The organism is Pseudomonas sp. Irchel s3b6 (assembly GCF_900187415.1).
In the GTDB taxonomy this organism is placed as follows: domain Bacteria; phylum Pseudomonadota; class Gammaproteobacteria; order Pseudomonadales; family Pseudomonadaceae; genus Aquipseudomonas.
In genome coordinates this window covers 21,072-37,219 of the sequence record NZ_FYDM01000010.1, presented here as the reverse complement: position 1 = coordinate 37,219, position 16,148 = coordinate 21,072, and the positions used below count along the sequence as shown (strand labels likewise).

The window sequence follows — 16,148 nt, the reverse complement described above, 5'->3', positions numbered from 1 at the left end:
CCATGCTGATACCTGTGATTCTTTCCGGCGGTGCCGGTACACGGCTGTGGCCGGTTTCGCGTGAAGATCATCCCAAGCCGTTCATGGTCCTGCCTGATGGCGAGAGCCTCCTGGGCAAGACCTATCGGCGCGCGGCCTCGCTGCTGGGCACTCACGGCGATATCGTCACCGTGACCAATCGTGACTACTACTTTCAAAGCAAGGATCACTATCAGGATGCCCATCTGGGCCATCATCGCGGCCACTTCGTGCTCGAGCCGGTAGGGCGTAACACGGCCCCGGCCATTGCCGCAGCCGCCCTGTCCCTGCAAGCGCTGCACGGTAACGAAGCCATCATGGTGGTGATGCCCGCCGACCATTTGATCCAGAACGAAGACGCCTTCAGAGCCGCCGTAAAGCATGCGGTGAAACTGGCCGAAGCCGGTCATCTGGTGACCTTCGGCGTCATCCCGACTGCCCCGGAAACCGGCTTCGGCTACATCGAGCGCGGCGATCACCTGGATGACCAGGGCGCCACCAGGGTTGCCCGCTTCGTCGAAAAGCCCGATCTGCAGACCGCCACCGACTACCTGGAAAGTGGCAACTTCCTGTGGAACTCAGGCATGTTTTGCTTCTCGGTCGGCACCTTGCTGTCGGAATTGCAAACCCATGCCCCGCAGCTACTGGAACAAGCCGATGCATGCCTGGCAGTGAGCGCCCCGGTCGAGACCGGCGGCTGCCTGCAACAGGAGTTGTCGCTGGCGCATTTCGCCGAGATGACGGATATCTCCATCGACTACGTCTTGATGGAATGCTCCGACAAAGTGGTGGTGATACCTGCCGGGTTCGACTGGAGCGACATCGGATCATGGGGTGCCGTCAGTGCGCTGATTCCCGCCGACATGCAGAACAACCGCGCCAGCGGCGAAGCGCTGTTCATCGACAGCCACAACAACTTCGTACAGAGCGACGGGCGCATGGTCGCGACCGTGGGTGTGGATAACCTGATCGTCATCGACACCGCTGACGCCGTGCTGGTCGCCCATGCCGACCGAGCACAGGATGTGCGCAAAGTGGTCAAGCAACTCAAAGACAAAGAACACGAAAGCTACCGCCTGCACCGTACCGTCAGCCGGCCTTGGGGCACCTACACCGTGCTGGAGGAAGGTCCGCGCTTCAAGATCAAACGTATCGTGGTCAAGCCCGGGGCCAAACTGTCCCTGCAAATGCATCACCACCGCAACGAACACTGGGTGGTGGTCGAAGGCATGGCCAAGGTCACCAACAACGGCTCGGGCTCGCATCTGGTCGCCAAGAACGAGTCCACCTTCATTGCCGCCGGACACAAGCATCGCCTGGAAAACCCGGGGGTGATCGACCTGGTCATCATTGAAGTGCAAAGCGGTGAGTATCTGGGGGAGGACGATATCGTCCGCTTCGAAGATCAGTACGGCAGGACGGTCTGAATGCTGCTCAACCTGTATCGCTCGCTGTGCAGCTACCGGGGGTTCATCCTCGGTAGCGTCAAGCGCGAGTTCCAGTCGCGTTATCGCAACTCTCTGTTCGGCGCCCTGTGGACCGTGCTCAACCCCCTGTCGATGATCATCGTCTACACGGTGATCTTCTCCCAGATCATGCGTGCCCGCCTGCCGGGGGTGGATGATGGATTGGCCTATAGCGTTTACCTGTGTGCCGGTCTGCTGACCTGGGGCCTGTTCTCCGAGATCACCCTGCGTAGCCAGAGCATGTTTCTGGAAAACGCCAACCTGCTGAAGAAGATCAGCTTCCCCAGGATCTGCCTGCCGGTGATCGTGCTGCTCAATGCCGGGATCAACTTTGCGATCATCCTCGGTTTGTTCCTGGGGTTTCTGCTGATCAGCGGGCGCTTGCCTGGCATGGCCTTGCTGGCCCTGGTACCGCTACTGGTGCTGCAAGTGATGTTCTCGGCGGGGCTGGGGATGATTCTCGGCGTACTGAACGTATTCTTCCGCGATGTCGGGCAGTTCTTCGGAATATTCCTGCAATTCTGGTTCTGGCTAACGCCCATCGTTTACCCGATGTCGATCCTTCCCGAAGGCATCCAGCGCGTGCTGGGGCTCAACCCGCTGACGGCATTGATGCACAGCTACCAGAACGTGTTTCTCTACAACCAGTGGCCGGTCTGGAGTTCGCTGACACCGCTGCTGGTGATCGGCCTGCTGTTCTGTGTGATAGGGCTGCGGCTATTCCGCCAGCGTGTCGGTGAAATGGTGGATGAGCTCTGATGGGACACATACGCGTCAGTGGCCTGGGCAAGGCCTACAAGCAATACCCCAATCGCTGGAGCCGGCTGTTCGAATGGCTGGTGCCATTTACCCGTACCCGCCACCAACTGCACTGGGTACTGCAAGGCGTCGACTTTGAGATCCAGCCCGGTGAAGCGGTCGGCATTGTCGGCGTCAACGGCGCAGGTAAAAGTACCCTGTTGAAAATGATCACCGGCACGACCCAGCCCACCTGCGGTCAGATTCAGTTGCAAGGGCGCGTAGCAGCGTTGCTGGAGCTGGGCATGGGCTTTCACCCGGACTTCACGGGCCGTCAGAACGCCTTCATGGCCGGTCAGTTGTTGGGCATGCAGGTCGAAGAAATCGAAGCCCTGATGCCGGAAATCGAAGGCTTTGCCGAGATTGGCGAAGCCATCGACCACCCGGTGCGCACTTACTCCAGCGGCATGCAGATGCGCCTGGCCTTCAGTGTCGCCACCGCCCGCAGACCCGACATTTTGATCGTCGACGAAGCACTGTCGGTGGGCGACGCCTACTTCCAGCACAAGAGTTTCGAACGCATCCGCAGCTTCCGTCGGGCAGGAACCACCTTGCTGATCGTGTCTCACGATCGTTCGGCCATTCAGTCGATCTGCGACACCGCCATTCTGCTGGAAAAAGGCCGCATGGCCATGCATGGCAAGCCGGAAGAGGTGATGGACTACTACAACGCCATGCTCGCCGAACGTGAAGGGCAGATCGTGCGCCAGGAGATGCTCGCCAACGGCCAGGTACAAACCATCTCCGGTACCGGTGAGGCAACTATCCATAGAGTGCGCCTGCTGGACCAGCGCCAGCGCCCGGTGGAGGTCGCCGAGGTCGGCCAGCCTATGGTGCTGGAAGTGCAGGTTGACGTACGGCAAGACATTGAGCGCCTGGTGCTGGGTTTCCTGATCAAGGATCGACTCGGCCAGGCCATGTACGGCATCAATACCCATCGTCTTGATCAAGCCCTGACGGACCTGCACGCCGGCGAGCGGGTCACCTACCGCTTTGCGTTCCCGATGCGCCTGGGCAAGGGCAACTACTCCGTTGCCCTGAGCCTGTCTCGCCTGGACTCGCACCTGGACCGCAATTTCGAATGGCGCGATTACGGACTGGTGTTCCACGTTATCAACAACCGCCAGGAAGACTTCGTCGGTTGCTCGTGGCTGGAGGCGCAAACCAGCATTTCCCGTTCGTCACAGACACCTGTAGAACCCATTGCGCCGGAGATCGCCCCATGACGCGAATGCTGGTTGAATGCACCTATGTGTTCGAACACCCAGAGGCTAACTCCGGGATCCAGCGTGTGGTTCGCAATGTCATCACCGAGCTGCCGAAAAAGCATGCGGCACTGGAATGCATTCCGGTGGTGATGCTCAATGGAAGACTGTACGAAGTCACAAGCCTGGCGCCACTGTCGGTGCCCAAGCTGGACCTGATGGGCTTGCGCGTGCGCCTGGAACAGATCGCCAACAAGTTCTGGCTGATGCACCGCACGCTGGAACGACGCCAACCGTTTCGCCAGTCCCGTTTTGCTCGCCGCGTGCTGTATGTCGGTTGTCGGCTCGCGGCGTTTGCTGCCTTGAGTGTGCCAATCAGGGTTCTCAATTACTGTCTGAAACGCCAGGAAATTCCTACGCGCTGCAAACCGCTTCAGCACCAACCAGGCGATCAACTGGTGCTGCTGGACTCGTCCTGGCATGCCGATTTTTTCCCGCTGGCCGAACAGCTCAAGCGCGACGGCGTGGGAATCGTGTCAGTCATCTACGACTTGATCCCCCTGACCCATCCACAATTTTGCGATGCGGGGCTGGTCCGGGTGTTCAACGACTGGTTCGACTGGATCGCCAAAACGGCCGATGGCTACGTCGCGATTTCCGCGACCATCCGCGACCAGGTGCGTGATGAAATGCTGCGCCGGGTCGGGCCCGAACAGGTCGCCCAGCGCTGGTTCGATTACTTCCACCTGGGCAGTGAGCTGGACCTGTGCGACGACGCCTCCAGGGTCGAGCCGCAGCTCAAGCAGATGTTCAAGAGTAAGGACCCGGTGTTCCTGATGGTCAGCACCATTGAACCGCGCAAGAACCACGCCTACCTGCTCGATGCCTTCGAGCTTGCCTGGGCCAGGGGTTCGCGCGCACGGCTGTGCATTGCCGGCCGTATTGGCTGGAAATGCGACGCGCTGATCGAACGTATCCGCAAACATCCGGAACTCGAAAAACGCCTGTTCATGTTCAACTCACTCACCGACAAGAGCCTGGAGTATGCCTATTCCAACGCCACGTCGCTGGTGTTCCCCTCGTATGTCGAAGGTTTCGGCTTGCCACTGGTGGAGGCCATGCAACGCGGTTTACCAGCCATGGGCAGCGACATTCCGGTATTCCGCGAGATCGGTGGCCCGTTCATGGCGTACTTCGACCTGGCCTCCCCGCAAAGCCTGGTCGATCTGATCACCCAGATGGAAACCACCGGGACATTTCCGGCACCGCGTAACGTCAGCGAATGGCAGTGGCTCGGCTGGCGCGAGGCAAGCGCGCAACTGATCGAGCGCATCCAGAGTCATGTGAACCAAACCCCGGCGGCGGTTGAGAGGCAGCATGCAGATTGCCCTTAATGCCCGGATCCTGCAGGCCCCACGCACCGGCATCGGCCATTATCTGGCTGAGCTGGTCAATGCGCTTGGCCATCAGCCGGGCGTTGAACTGTCGTTGTTCCACGGCTGGGGTTGGAGCGAAAACCTGCCAGAGGCCGCGATGCCCGGCTACTCGCGTATCAGCCCCGTGCTACGACAGATCCCCGGTGCCTATCAAGCGCGACGCTGGCTGGAGCAGCGGCGCTTCGATCAAGGACGTGCCCGTACCATCGACCTGTATCACGAACCGAGTCTGTGGCCACTGGCGTTCAAGGGCCCGACCATCGTTACCCTGCACGACCTGACCCACGTGCACTACCCCTCGACCCAACCGGCCGCCCGCTTGAAAGAGATCGAGCGCCGACTGGAACAGGGTGTGAAGCAGGCGAGCCTGATTCTGACTGACTCGCAGTTCATTGCCGATGAGGCTCAGGCGTACTTCGGCCTTGGGCCAGAACGCTTTGTGGTTGCCCCCCTGGGGGTGGCTGCGCGATTCCATCCGCGCTCCGATGAATCGTTGCAAGCGGTACTGCAAGCCCACGGGGTCGAGCCACGAGGTTATTTCCTGTGTGTCGGAACCCTGGAGCCGCGCAAGAACCTCACTCTGGCATTGCGCGCCCACGCCGAGCTGCCTGAAGCGGTGCGCCAGCAATTTCCGTTACTGGTTGTCGGAATGGCTGGCTGGAAGGCGCAGCAGCTTAACGATGAGCTGCGCAAGGGCTTGGCCAGTGGTCATGTCTGCCTGCTGGGGTATCTGCCCGATGAGCAGGTTGCCCAACTGATGGCTGGCGCCCGGGCGCTGATTTTTCCGTCGATTTATGAAGGTTTTGGCCTGCCGGTCCTGGAGGCCATGGCCAGCGGTACACCGGTGATCCTGACTCGACGTTCGGCCATGCCGGAAGTCGCGGGAGCTGCAGGTAACTACTTTGAACCCGAGGACCTGCACGATTTGTGCAACGTCATGACCCGTCTGGTCGACGATCAAACGCATTGGCAGGTATGCCGGGAAGCGGGGCTGCAACAGGCGAAGCTTTTTTCCTGGGATCGTTGCGCGATGCTCACGGCTCGCGCCTATCGCCAGGCTCTGGGAGGTTGAATGCGTGTCCTTCATTTCTATAAAACCTATTTGTCGGAAACCGTTGGTGGCATCGAACACGTCATGTTCGAACTCTGCGAAAGCGGCGCACAGCACGGTATCGAAAGCCAGGTGCTGACGTTAAGCGCCAACCCGACACCGACGGTCATCCCGTTCGGGACGCACGAGGTGCATCGCGCCAGACTCGATGTGCAACTGGCATCCACCGGTTTCTCCTACAGCGTCTTCAAACAGTTTCGTGAATTGGCTGCCGAAGCCGACGTGGTCAATTATCACTTCCCCTGGCCGTTCATGGACGTGGTGCATTTCCTCAGTGGATTGAACAAACCCAGTGTTGTCACGTACCACTCGGACATCATCCGGCAAAAGCACCTGCTCAAACTCTATCAGCCGCTGATGAGCCGTTTTCTGGCCAGTGCTGACCGGATCGTCGCGGCCTCGCCGAACTACCTGCACACCAGCGACGTACTGAAAAACTTCCCGGAAAAGACCCGGGTCATTCCCTACGGCCTGAACAAGGCCGCCTATCCAAAAACGGACACCGAACGCATGGCCCGTTGGCGTGAGCGCCTGGGCGAGCGCTTTTTCCTGTTCGTGGGGGTGATGCGTTACTACAAGGGGCTGCATATCCTGATCGAGGCGCTCAAAGACATCGATTACCCGGTCGTGATCGTCGGCGCAGGCCCCCTGGAAGCCGAACTGCACGCCCAGGCCGCCGCGCTGGGACTGCATAACCTTCACTTCGTCGGGCGCCTGGATGATGAAGACAAAGCCGCCGTGCTAGAACTGAGCTACGCGATCGTCTTTCCATCCCACCTGCGCTCTGAAGCATTTGGCATCTCGCTGCTGGAAGGGGCGATGTATGGCAAGCCGATGATCTCCAGCGAAATCGGCACCGGTACCAGCTACATCAATATCCACGGCGAGACCGGCCTGGTGGTGCCGCCGAGCAATCCACCGGCGTTTCGTGAAGCCATGCGCACGCTCTGGGAAAACCCGGCTCAGGCTGCCGCCATGGGAGCCAAGGCAGAAGCCCGTTACCGGCAGTTGTTTACCGCCGACGAAATGGGTCGTCAGTGGAACGAGCTGTATCAGGAACTACTGGCAGAGAAAGCGCTGTCCTACGCCTGAACACCCTGGATCTACAAATCCAGCCCCCGCAGCGGTTCCTCCCTTGCCGAAACCGCACGGAAAATCAGCACCTCCCCGGCGTCAGGTACGGTCGCCGGGGCTGTGGATAACTCACCTGGCCGCTTGGTCCCAGGTACCGGTCATCACGCTGTTGGGTGAATACCCGTCGAAGCGCCAACGCAACGCCAGCGCGGCAGGCCGTCGTACGATCTGCTGCACGTGCAGCTTCCACAAGCGTTCTGCGCCTTGAAAGGCCTCCACTTGCGGACCATCGAGGATGAGTTCGGTGCCTCCGCTGACCTGCAAAAGGTCACCCGTGGTGAAATCGATAAACAACAACCCGGCACGGGGGTTGAGCAGCAGGTTGCCCAAGGTATTGAAATGCTGGTTGCCGGCAAAATCCGGGATGGTCAGGCAATTGCCCTCGACCCTGACGAAACCAGCCTGACCGCCACGATGGGAGATATCCACAGCCCGTGAGTTATCCACATCCACATAACTGGCGACAAAGAAGGTGTCGGCGCTCCGAATCATCGCTGTGGCGGCGTCATCCAGGGCATTGAAACGCTGGGCGATACGGGTTGAAGGATCCACCAAGGGTACCGAGTGAAACTGACGCAATTGAATGTACTTCGGGCAATTGCCAAAGGCCTGGTCAACCGTGACGCTCACCCCATGCGCGTCGATTTCGCTGATTCGGCCATTGATCCGGTTCCGCCGCCTTGTGTGTAACTCGATCCCGAGCAACCCGATGGCTGCTCCGACCTGCAACTGGACCGGGTCATCGGCGGTGGGCAGGCTGTCGAGTTGCAGCCTCGCAGGTTCGGGGGAATGGGCGAAACCCGGTGGACCTTCAAGGATGCTCGCCCAAGGGTTTCCCTCGGCATCCACCGCCCCCAACAACATGAAGGGTAGTTGGCGATAGAACTGGCGGTGTTGATCCGGCATTTCACTGCGGATCACCTTTCGTCCGAACGCTTCCATGCGCTCGGCAACCCCCACGTGAGCCTGCAACTGTTGCTCGCCGGCATGCCAGGGTGAACGCTCCATCATGCGACTCCTCTGCGCACCTGACGCAGTGTGAAGGGCCCGTCATCGGCGAGCCTGACGCTTCAAGCGGATTGCAAACCCACTGCAGTACGAGGCATGCCGACAAAGCCGGGCAAGGCCTCGATCCGCGCCAGCCAGGCCTGCACGTTGGCATAATTCACCAGCGATACATTGCCTTCCGGTGCGTGAGCGATATAGCTGTAGGCGGCGACATCGGCAATGGTCGGCTGGTCACCGACCAGATAGGGATCGCTGGCCAGTTCCTGATCCATCACCTTGAGCAGGGCATGGGAGCGTGCGATCACCTCTTGCGCGTTGTAGGGCGCTCCAAACACAGTGATCAGTCGTGCTGTCGCCGGGCCATAGGCAATCGGCCCTGCCGCTACCGACAACCAGCGCTGGACCCTGGCCGCCCCTACCGGATCGGTGGGCAGCCAATGGCCGTTGCCATACTGTTGCGCCAGATACACCAGAATCGCGTTGGAGTCAGCCAGCACCACGCCTTGATCATCGATCACCGGGACCTGACCAAAGGCATTGAGCGCAAGAAAACCCGGTTTTTTATGCTCGTTTTTTACCAGATCGACGAAGATAAGCTCTGTTGGCAACTCAAGCAGCGACAGCATCAGCTCCACACGGTGGGCGTGGCCTGAGCGTGGGAAGTGATAGAGTTTGATGGCAGGCATGATCGACTCCGTAGATGAATCGCGCAGTCCAGGGAAGATCCGCGCCGAGGAACCCTATCTTCCACCACCGCCAAAAACAACAGAATGACCATGAAATACAATCCATCATTTCATCTGGCGCAATAAAGCCTCAGCTGCGCAAGGCAGGATGTTCACGCAAGGCCTGCACGGCATAGTCGACAAAACTGCGGACCCGCGTCGGCGCCTTGCGCCCCCCCTGATACACCACATGGATCGGTAAAGGTGGCGGTTCGAAGTCTTTCAGGATGATTTCCAGCTCACCGGCAGCCACCTTGGTGGCGACCTGATAGGACAGCACCCGGGTCAATCCCAACCCCAAGGCAGCCGCAGTGATTGCCGATTGATTGGCCGTGACCACCAGGCGCGGCTCAAGGCGAACGCTCACCGGCTCACCCGCCGCCGTAAACGACCAGCTTCGCTGCTGTCCAATCGACGACGTCGCGACAATCCGTGCACACCCCAGATCATTCGGATGCAAAGGCCGACCGTGACGCTGCAGATACCCGGGAGAGCCACAGACCACCCGACGCACCTCACCCACCCGGATCGCATGCTGATTGCTGTCAGGCAGTGCACCGATACGCACCGCCACGTCAACGCCCTCCTCGACCATGCCCACCACCCGGTCGACCAATAACGCGTTGATGCTGACATCTGCAAACCGCTCAAGAAAACCCACCATCACCGGGGTGACGAACAGCTCGCCAAACAGCACCGGCGCGGTGATGGTCAGTTGCCCGCGAGGCTGGGCATGGCTGCCGGCGGCAGAGGCTTCGGCCTCCTGAATGTCCGCCAGTATCCGTCGGCAGTCATCCAGATAACGCTGCCCGGCTTCGGTCAGGTACACACTGCGCGTGGTTCGCGTCAACAGCTGCGCGCCAATGCGTGTTTCCACCGCCGCCACCGCCCGAGTCACACTGGCCGCCGACAACCCCAACCGTCGAGCAGCCGCCGAGAAACCCTGGTCCTGGGCAACCGCAACGAACACCTGCATTTCCTGAAAGCGGTCCATGGCATGTCCTCGGCATGAATAAAAAAATCGCAGCCTGGGCTGCGATTTTTTGGTTTTACATCACTGTGGATAACTTATTCCACTGTGACTGACTTCGCCAGGTTGCGTGGCTGGTCAACGTCAGTGCCTTTGAGCACCGCGACGTAGTACGAGAGCAGCTGCAGCGGAATGGTGTAGAGAATCGGCGACAGGATGTCGTGGATATGCGGCATGTTGATGACATGGGTGCCTTCGCCATTGCTCATACCGGCTTTCTCGTCAGCAAACACGATCAACTGACCACCACGAGCGCGAACTTCCTGCAGGTTGGACTTCAACTTCTCCAACAGCTCATTGTTCGGCGCCACCGTCACCACCGGCATGTCGTCATCGACCAGTGCCAGCGGGCCGTGCTTCAGCTCGCCTGCCGGGTAGGCTTCAGCGTGAATGTAGGAAATTTCCTTGAGCTTGAGTGCACCTTCCATCGCGACCGGGAACTGCGCACCACGGCCCAGGAACAGGGTGTGGTTCTTGTCGGCGAACAACTCGGCGATTTTTTCCACGGTGCTGTCCATGGCCAGGGCTTCGCCCAGGCGAGCGGGCAAGCGACGCAGTTCTTCGACCAGTTCAGCTTCCACGCCGTTGCCAAGGGTGCCACGGACCTGACCCAGAGACAGGGTCAACAGCAGCAGACCAACCAGTTGAGTGGTGAAGGCTTTGGTGGAAGCCACACCGATTTCACGACCCGCCTGGGTCAGCAGGGTCAGGTCGGATTCACGCACCAGCGAACTGATGCCGACATTGCAAATGGCCAGGCTGGCGAGGAAACCCAACTCTTTGGCATTGCGCAGGGCCGCCAGGGTATCGGCGGTTTCGCCGGACTGGGAAATGGTCACAAACAGGGTGTCGGGTTGAACCACCACCTTGCGGTAACGGAACTCGCTGGCAACTTCAATCTGGCACGGGATACCGGCCAGTTCTTCAAGCCAGTAACGGGCAACCATGCCGGCATGATAGCTGGTGCCACAAGCCACGATCTGCACATTGCGCACTTTGGCGAACAGTTCGGCCGCTTGCGGGCCGAACGCTTGCACCAGTACCTGGTTCTGGCTCAAGCGACCTTCCAGGGTACGTTGTACAACCGACGGCTGCTCGTGGATTTCCTTGAGCATGAAGTGACGGAACTCGCCCTTCTCGGCCGCTTCAGCACCATCACGGTACTGCACCGATTCACGCTCCACCGCCTTGCCGTCGATATCCCAGATCTGCACGCTGTCACGACCGATTTCGGCGATGTCGCCCTCTTCCAGGTACATGAAGCGGTCGGTGACCTGACGCAGCGCCAACTGGTCGGAGGCGAGGAAGTTCTCACCCAGGCCCAGGCCAATCACCAACGGGCTGCCACTGCGAGCCGCAACCAGACGATCAGGCTGCAGAGCACTGATCACCGCCAGACCGTAAGCACCGTGCAGTTCTTTGACGGTGGCCTTAAGAGCAACAGTCAGGTCGACCAGATCTTTGAGCTTGTGATCGAGCAAGTGAGCGATCACTTCGGTATCGGTGTCGGAGGTGAACACGTAACCCAGTGCCTTGAGCTGTTCACGCAGGGCTTCGTGGTTTTCGATGATCCCGTTGTGCACCACGGCCAGATTGCCGGAGAAGTGCGGGTGAGCGTTGCGTTCACAGGGTGCGCCGTGGGTTGCCCAACGGGTGTGGGCAATCCCCAGGCGACCTGCCAGCGGCTCAGCTTCCAGAGCCTGCTCCAATTCGCTGACCTTGCCCGGACGACGCATACGCTCAAGCGTGTTGTCGTTGGTAAATACCGCAACACCAGCACTGTCATAGCCCCGGTATTCAAGGCGCTTGAGGCCCTCGAGCAAAATGGCGGTGATGTTACGTTCCGCAACCGCGCCGACAATTCCACACATGCTATTTCTCCTGGCTGACTGCCGCGCAAATCAAGGTGATGCCGCGGGCCTGAATCTGATCGCGCGCATCGATGGGCAGGCGATCATCCGTAATAAGGGTATGGACGCTGCTCCATGGCAGCTCCAGATTGGGAATTTTCCGGCCGATCTTGTCAGACTCGACCATCACGATCACTTCACGGGCCACATCGGCCATCACCCGGCTCAGGCCAAGCAGTTCGTTGAAGGTCGTGGTGCCTCGAACCAGGTCGATGCCATCGGCACCGATAAACAGCTGGTCGAAGTCGTATGAGCGTAGTACCTGCTCGGCGACCTGCCCCTGGAAGGACTCGGAGTGCGGGTCCCAGGTGCCGCCCGTCATCAACAGCACAGGCTCGTGTTCCAGTTCGCTCAAGGCATTGGCAACGTTCAGCGAGTTGGTCATGACCACCAATCCTGGCAACTTGCCGAGTTCGGGAATCATCGCTGCCGTGGTACTGCCACTGTCGATGATGATCCGCGCATGCTCGCGAATCCGCATCACGGCCGCCCGGGCAATGGCTTGCTTGTACTGGGAAACCGGTTGGCTCGGGTCGTTGACCAGCTCTTGAGGCATGGTGATTGCACCGCCATAACGACGCAGCAGCAACCCATTGCTTTCAAGTGCGGCCAGATCCTTGCGGATGGTCACTTCCGAGGTTTCAAAACGCTTGGCCAATTCATCCACACTGACTTCCCCCTGCTCATTGAGCAAGGCGAGGATATTGTGGCGACGCTGGGGAGTGTTGCGTTTTGACATGACCGCCTAAGTTTCGATTCGAAAGATAACGGAAGCAATCAAAACCTATCAACGAAACTTCGTCAAGCGCGGAGCGATAAAATGATCTGTGGATAAATGCATCGCAGGCAGCTCGTTCCCATCGGACTACGAAATCCTTGTGGGAGCGAGCTGCTCGCGAATCCAGTCGATCAGGCTGTGGATATCTCACCCTGATCCACTGCTTGTGGATAACTCATGCCTTCTTGATTTTCTCCGGCCGCTTCCAGCCATCGATGTTCTTCTGGCGAGCCCGGCCAACAGCCAGCTGAGACTTATCCACATTGGAGGTAATAGTCGAGCCGGCAGCGGTGGTTGCACCCGCAGAGATATCCACAGGCGCAACCAACGAATTGTTGGAGCCGATGAACACGTCTTCACCCAGCACGGTTTTCCACTTGTTGGCACCATCGTAGTTGCAGGTGATCGTACCGGCGCCGATGTTGCTGCGTGCTCCGATGTGGGCGTCCCCCAGATATGTCAGGTGACCGGCCTTGGCGCCTTCCCCCAGATGGGCGTTCTTCAGCTCCACAAAGTTACCCACATGGGCGCGTGCTTCCAGCACCGTTCCCGGCCGTAGGCGGGCGAACGGACCGGCATCGCTGCCCTCGCCCAATACCGCGCCCTCAATGTGACTATTGGCCTTGATCACCACGCCTTTGCGCAGGGTACTGTCCTTGATTACACAGTTCGGGCCGATGACCACGTCATCTTCGATGACGACCTTGCCTTCGAGAATCACGTTGATATCGATCAGCACGTCGCGGCCAACGGTGACTTCACCGCGCACATCGAAACGTGCCGGGTCGCGCAGTGTCACACCTTGGGCCATCAAACGACGGCCGGCGCGCAGCTGATAGTGGCGCTCGAGCTCGGAAAGCTGCTTGCGGTCGTTGGCGCCCTGCACTTCCATGGCGTCGTGGGGTTGTTCGGTGGCCACCACCAGACCGTCGTTGACCGCCATTTCGATCACGTCGGTCAGGTAATACTCACCCTGAACATTGTTGTTCGACAGGCGGCTCGTCCAGTCGGACAACCGATCGGCAGGAACAGCGAGGATACCGGTGTTGCCTTCGCGGATCGCGCGTTGAGCCTCGTTGGCATCCTTGTGCTCAACGATAGCTGCGACTTTACCGTCAACGTCGCGCACGATGCGGCCATAGCCGGTCGCATCGTCGAGTTCGACAGTCAACAGGCCCATCTGTCCAGGCACTACCTGTGTCAGCAGGCGTTGCAGGGTTTCCACTTCAATCAATGGCACGTCACCGTAAAGAACCAGCACGGTATCGGATTTGATGAAGGGGACAGCCTGGGCCACGGCGTGACCGGTTCCCAGCTGTTTGTCCTGCAGGACGAAATTCAGATCATCAGCGGCCAGACGCTCACGGACCGCATCGGCGCCATGGCCGATCACCACATGAATGCGCTGTGGATCAAGTTGTCGGGCGCTGTGGATAACATGACCCAGCATCGAGTTGCCTGCGACCGGGTGAAGGACTTTCGGCAACGCCGAACGCATGCGGGTGCCTTGACCGGCAGCGAGAATAACGATTTCTAGAGACATGACTGGCTACCAATCCTGGGTGGTCAGCGGCTGCGACCAAGAGGTGAATTGCAAAAAAGAAAAAGGGTAGCCGAGGCTACCCTTTTTAATCAATCGCACAACAAGCAGGAGGCTGATTAGCCGCCGAACTTCTTGCGGATCTGCTGGACGGTGCGCAGCTGAGCTGCAGCCTCGGCCAGACGTGCGGCAGCAGCACCGTAGTCGAACTCGCCGCCTCTGTCGTGCAGAGCCTTCTCGGCAGCCTTGACGGCTTCCTGAGCGGAGGCTTCGTCCAGGTCGGCAGCACGTTGCACAGTGTCGGCAAGCACCTTGACCATGTTCGGCTGAACCTCGAGGAAACCACCCGAGATGTAATACACCTCGGCTTCCCCGCCCTGCTTGATCAGGCGGATCGGGCCCGGCTTGAGATTAGTGATCAGCGGCGCGTGACCCAGAGCGATACCAAGATCACCCAGTTCACCGTGCGCAACCACCATCTCGACCAGGCCGGAAAAGATTTCCCCTTCCGCACTGACGATGTCGCAATGGACTGTCATAGCCATCTGATTGCCTCAACCTAAATTAGCGCCCGTTACCGGGCGCTGGGATTACAGTTTCTTGGCTTTCTCGATCGCTTCTTCGATGCTGCCGACCATGTAGAACGCTTGTTCTGGCAGGTGGTCGTAGTCACCGTTGAGGATGCCTTTGAAGCCAGCAATGGTGTCTTTCAGGGAAACGTATTTACCCGAAGCACCGGTGAAGACTTCAGCCACGAAGAACGGCTGCGACAAGAAACGCTGGATCTTACGAGCACGGTTTACCAACTGCTTGTCGGCTTCCGACAGCTCGTCCATACCCAGGATCGCAATGATGTCCTTCAGTTCTTTGTAACGCTGCAGAACATACTGTACACCGCGAGCGGTGTCGTAGTGTTCCTGGCCGATCACGTTCGGGTCCAGCTGACGCGAAGTCGAGTCCAGTGGATCTACCGCTGGGTAGATACCCAGGGAAGCGATGTCACGGGACAGAACGACGGTGGCGTCCAAGTGGGCGAAGGTGGTCGCTGGCGACGGGTCAGTCAAGTCGTCCGCAGGTACGTATACCGCCTGGATCGAGGTGATCGAACCGTTCTTGGTCGAAGTGATGCGCTCTTGCAGAGTGCCCATCTCTTCAGCCAGGGTCGGCTGGTAACCTACTGCCGAAGGCATACGGCCCAGCAGTGCGGATACTTCAGTACCGGCCAGGGTGTAACGATAGATGTTGTCGACGAACAGCAGAACGTCGTTACCTTCGTCACGGAACTTCTCGGCCATGGTCAGGCCAGTCAGTGCTACGCGCAGACGGTTTCCCGGCGGCTCGTTCATCTGACCGTAAACCAGTGCCACTTTGTCCAGAACGTTGGAGTCCTTCATCTCGTGGTAGAAGTCGTTACCCTCACGAGTACGCTCACCCACACCGGCGAACACGGAATAACCGCTGTGCTCGATGGCGATGTTACGGATCAGTTCCATCATGTTTACGGTTTTGCCTACACCGGCACCACCGAACAGACCAACCTTACCACCCTTGGCGAACGGGCAAACCAGGTCGATAACCTTGATGCCAGTTTCCAGCAGGTCGTTGCCGCCTGCCTGTTCTGCGAAGGAAGGAGCGGCGCGGTGGATACCCCAGCGCTCTTCTTCGCCGATCGGGCCAGCTTCGTCGATCGGGTTGCCCAGTACGTCCATGATCCGGCCCAGAGTCGCTTTACCGACCGGTACGGAGATGGCTGCGCCAGTGTTGTTGACGTCCAGACCGCGCTTCAAGCCTTCGGTGGAGCCCATCGCAATGGTACGTACCACGCCGTCGCCCAGCTGCTGCTGAACTTCCAGAGTGGTTTCGGCACCTTGAACTTTCAAGGCGTCGTAGATGCTCGGTACGCTGTCGCGTGGAAATTCCACGTCGATAACGGCGCCGATGATTTGAACGATACGTCCGCTACTCATAGCTGGATCCTCTGAATATTTG

At 59.2% G+C, this 16,148-nt stretch carries 13 protein-coding genes and 1 pseudogene; 6 read left to right on the top strand and 8 right to left on the bottom strand.

Going from position 1 to position 16,148, the window contains the following annotated elements; genetic code table 11:
• The first annotated feature begins 2 nt into the window (after positions 1–2).
• The 6 genes from CKW07_RS17265 to CKW07_RS17240 are packed head-to-tail and all read left to right on the top strand — an operon-like array spanning position 3 to position 7,126.
• Positions 3–1,445 carry a mannose-1-phosphate guanylyltransferase/mannose-6-phosphate isomerase gene (locus CKW07_RS17265; RefSeq protein WP_095146222.1) on the top strand — a complete coding sequence of 481 codons (1,443 nt, stop codon included), beginning with the start codon at positions 3–5 and terminating at the stop codon, positions 1,443–1,445.
• Positions 1,446–2,243: an ABC transporter permease gene (locus CKW07_RS17260; RefSeq protein ID WP_095146220.1), complete on the top strand. Its 798-nt coding sequence runs from the start codon at positions 1,446–1,448 to the stop codon at positions 2,241–2,243.
• Complete coding sequence (locus CKW07_RS17255; protein ID WP_095146218.1) at positions 2,243–3,508, top strand: ABC transporter ATP-binding protein; 1,266 nt, start codon at positions 2,243–2,245, stop codon at positions 3,506–3,508. The genes CKW07_RS17260 and CKW07_RS17255 overlap by 1 nt, the downstream gene beginning before the upstream one ends.
• Positions 3,505–4,881, top strand: a complete 1,377-nt coding sequence (locus CKW07_RS17250; protein ID WP_095146216.1) for a glycosyltransferase family 1 protein — start codon at positions 3,505–3,507, stop codon at positions 4,879–4,881. The genes CKW07_RS17255 and CKW07_RS17250 overlap by 4 nt, the downstream gene beginning before the upstream one ends.
• Positions 4,865–5,995 carry a glycosyltransferase family 1 protein gene (locus tag CKW07_RS17245; RefSeq protein WP_095146214.1) on the top strand — a complete coding sequence of 377 codons (1,131 nt, stop codon included), beginning with the start codon at positions 4,865–4,867 and terminating at the stop codon, positions 5,993–5,995. The genes CKW07_RS17250 and CKW07_RS17245 overlap by 17 nt, the downstream gene beginning before the upstream one ends.
• The gene (locus tag CKW07_RS17240) at positions 5,996–7,126 is read left to right on the top strand and encodes a glycosyltransferase family 4 protein (RefSeq protein WP_095146212.1); all 1,131 of its coding nucleotides are present in this window, start codon (positions 5,996–5,998) and stop codon (positions 7,124–7,126) included.
• 120 nt (positions 7,127–7,246) lie between these two features.
• Here CKW07_RS17240 and CKW07_RS17235 read toward each other — a convergent pair.
• The 8 genes and pseudogenes from CKW07_RS17235 to atpD form a co-directional block, all read right to left on the bottom strand.
• Positions 7,247–8,176 (bottom strand): annotated as a pseudogene (locus CKW07_RS17235) (pyridoxamine 5'-phosphate oxidase family protein); the annotation flags it as partial.
• Positions 8,177–8,238: 62 nt separating this feature from the next.
• Entirely contained in the window at positions 8,239–8,862 is a 624-nt protein-coding gene (locus tag CKW07_RS17230) for a glutathione S-transferase family protein (protein ID WP_095146209.1), read from the bottom strand.
• A gap of 130 nt (positions 8,863–8,992) precedes the next feature.
• Positions 8,993–9,895: a LysR family transcriptional regulator gene (locus CKW07_RS17225; protein ID WP_095146207.1), complete on the bottom strand. Its 903-nt coding sequence runs from the start codon at positions 9,893–9,895 to the stop codon at positions 8,993–8,995.
• 74 nt (positions 9,896–9,969) lie between these two features.
• Positions 9,970–11,802 (bottom strand): glutamine--fructose-6-phosphate transaminase (isomerizing), encoded by a 1,833-nt coding sequence (glmS, locus tag CKW07_RS17220; protein ID WP_095146205.1) that lies wholly within the window; start codon positions 11,800–11,802, stop codon positions 9,970–9,972.
• Position 11,803: 1 nt separating this feature from the next.
• Positions 11,804–12,580 carry a DeoR/GlpR family DNA-binding transcription regulator gene (locus tag CKW07_RS17215; RefSeq protein WP_095146204.1) on the bottom strand — a complete coding sequence of 259 codons (777 nt, stop codon included), beginning with the start codon at positions 12,578–12,580 and terminating at the stop codon, positions 11,804–11,806.
• Between the two features lie 214 nt (positions 12,581–12,794).
• Positions 12,795–14,162: a bifunctional UDP-N-acetylglucosamine diphosphorylase/glucosamine-1-phosphate N-acetyltransferase GlmU gene (gene glmU, locus CKW07_RS17210; protein ID WP_095146202.1), complete on the bottom strand. Its 1,368-nt coding sequence runs from the start codon at positions 14,160–14,162 to the stop codon at positions 12,795–12,797.
• 116 nt (positions 14,163–14,278) lie between these two features.
• Positions 14,279–14,704 carry a F0F1 ATP synthase subunit epsilon gene (locus CKW07_RS17205; RefSeq protein WP_095146200.1) on the bottom strand — a complete coding sequence of 142 codons (426 nt, stop codon included), beginning with the start codon at positions 14,702–14,704 and terminating at the stop codon, positions 14,279–14,281.
• A 45-nt stretch (positions 14,705–14,749) separates the two neighbouring features.
• Complete coding sequence (gene atpD, locus CKW07_RS17200; protein ID WP_095146198.1) at positions 14,750–16,126, bottom strand: F0F1 ATP synthase subunit beta; 1,377 nt, start codon at positions 16,124–16,126, stop codon at positions 14,750–14,752.
• Positions 16,127–16,148: the final 22 nt, after the last annotated feature.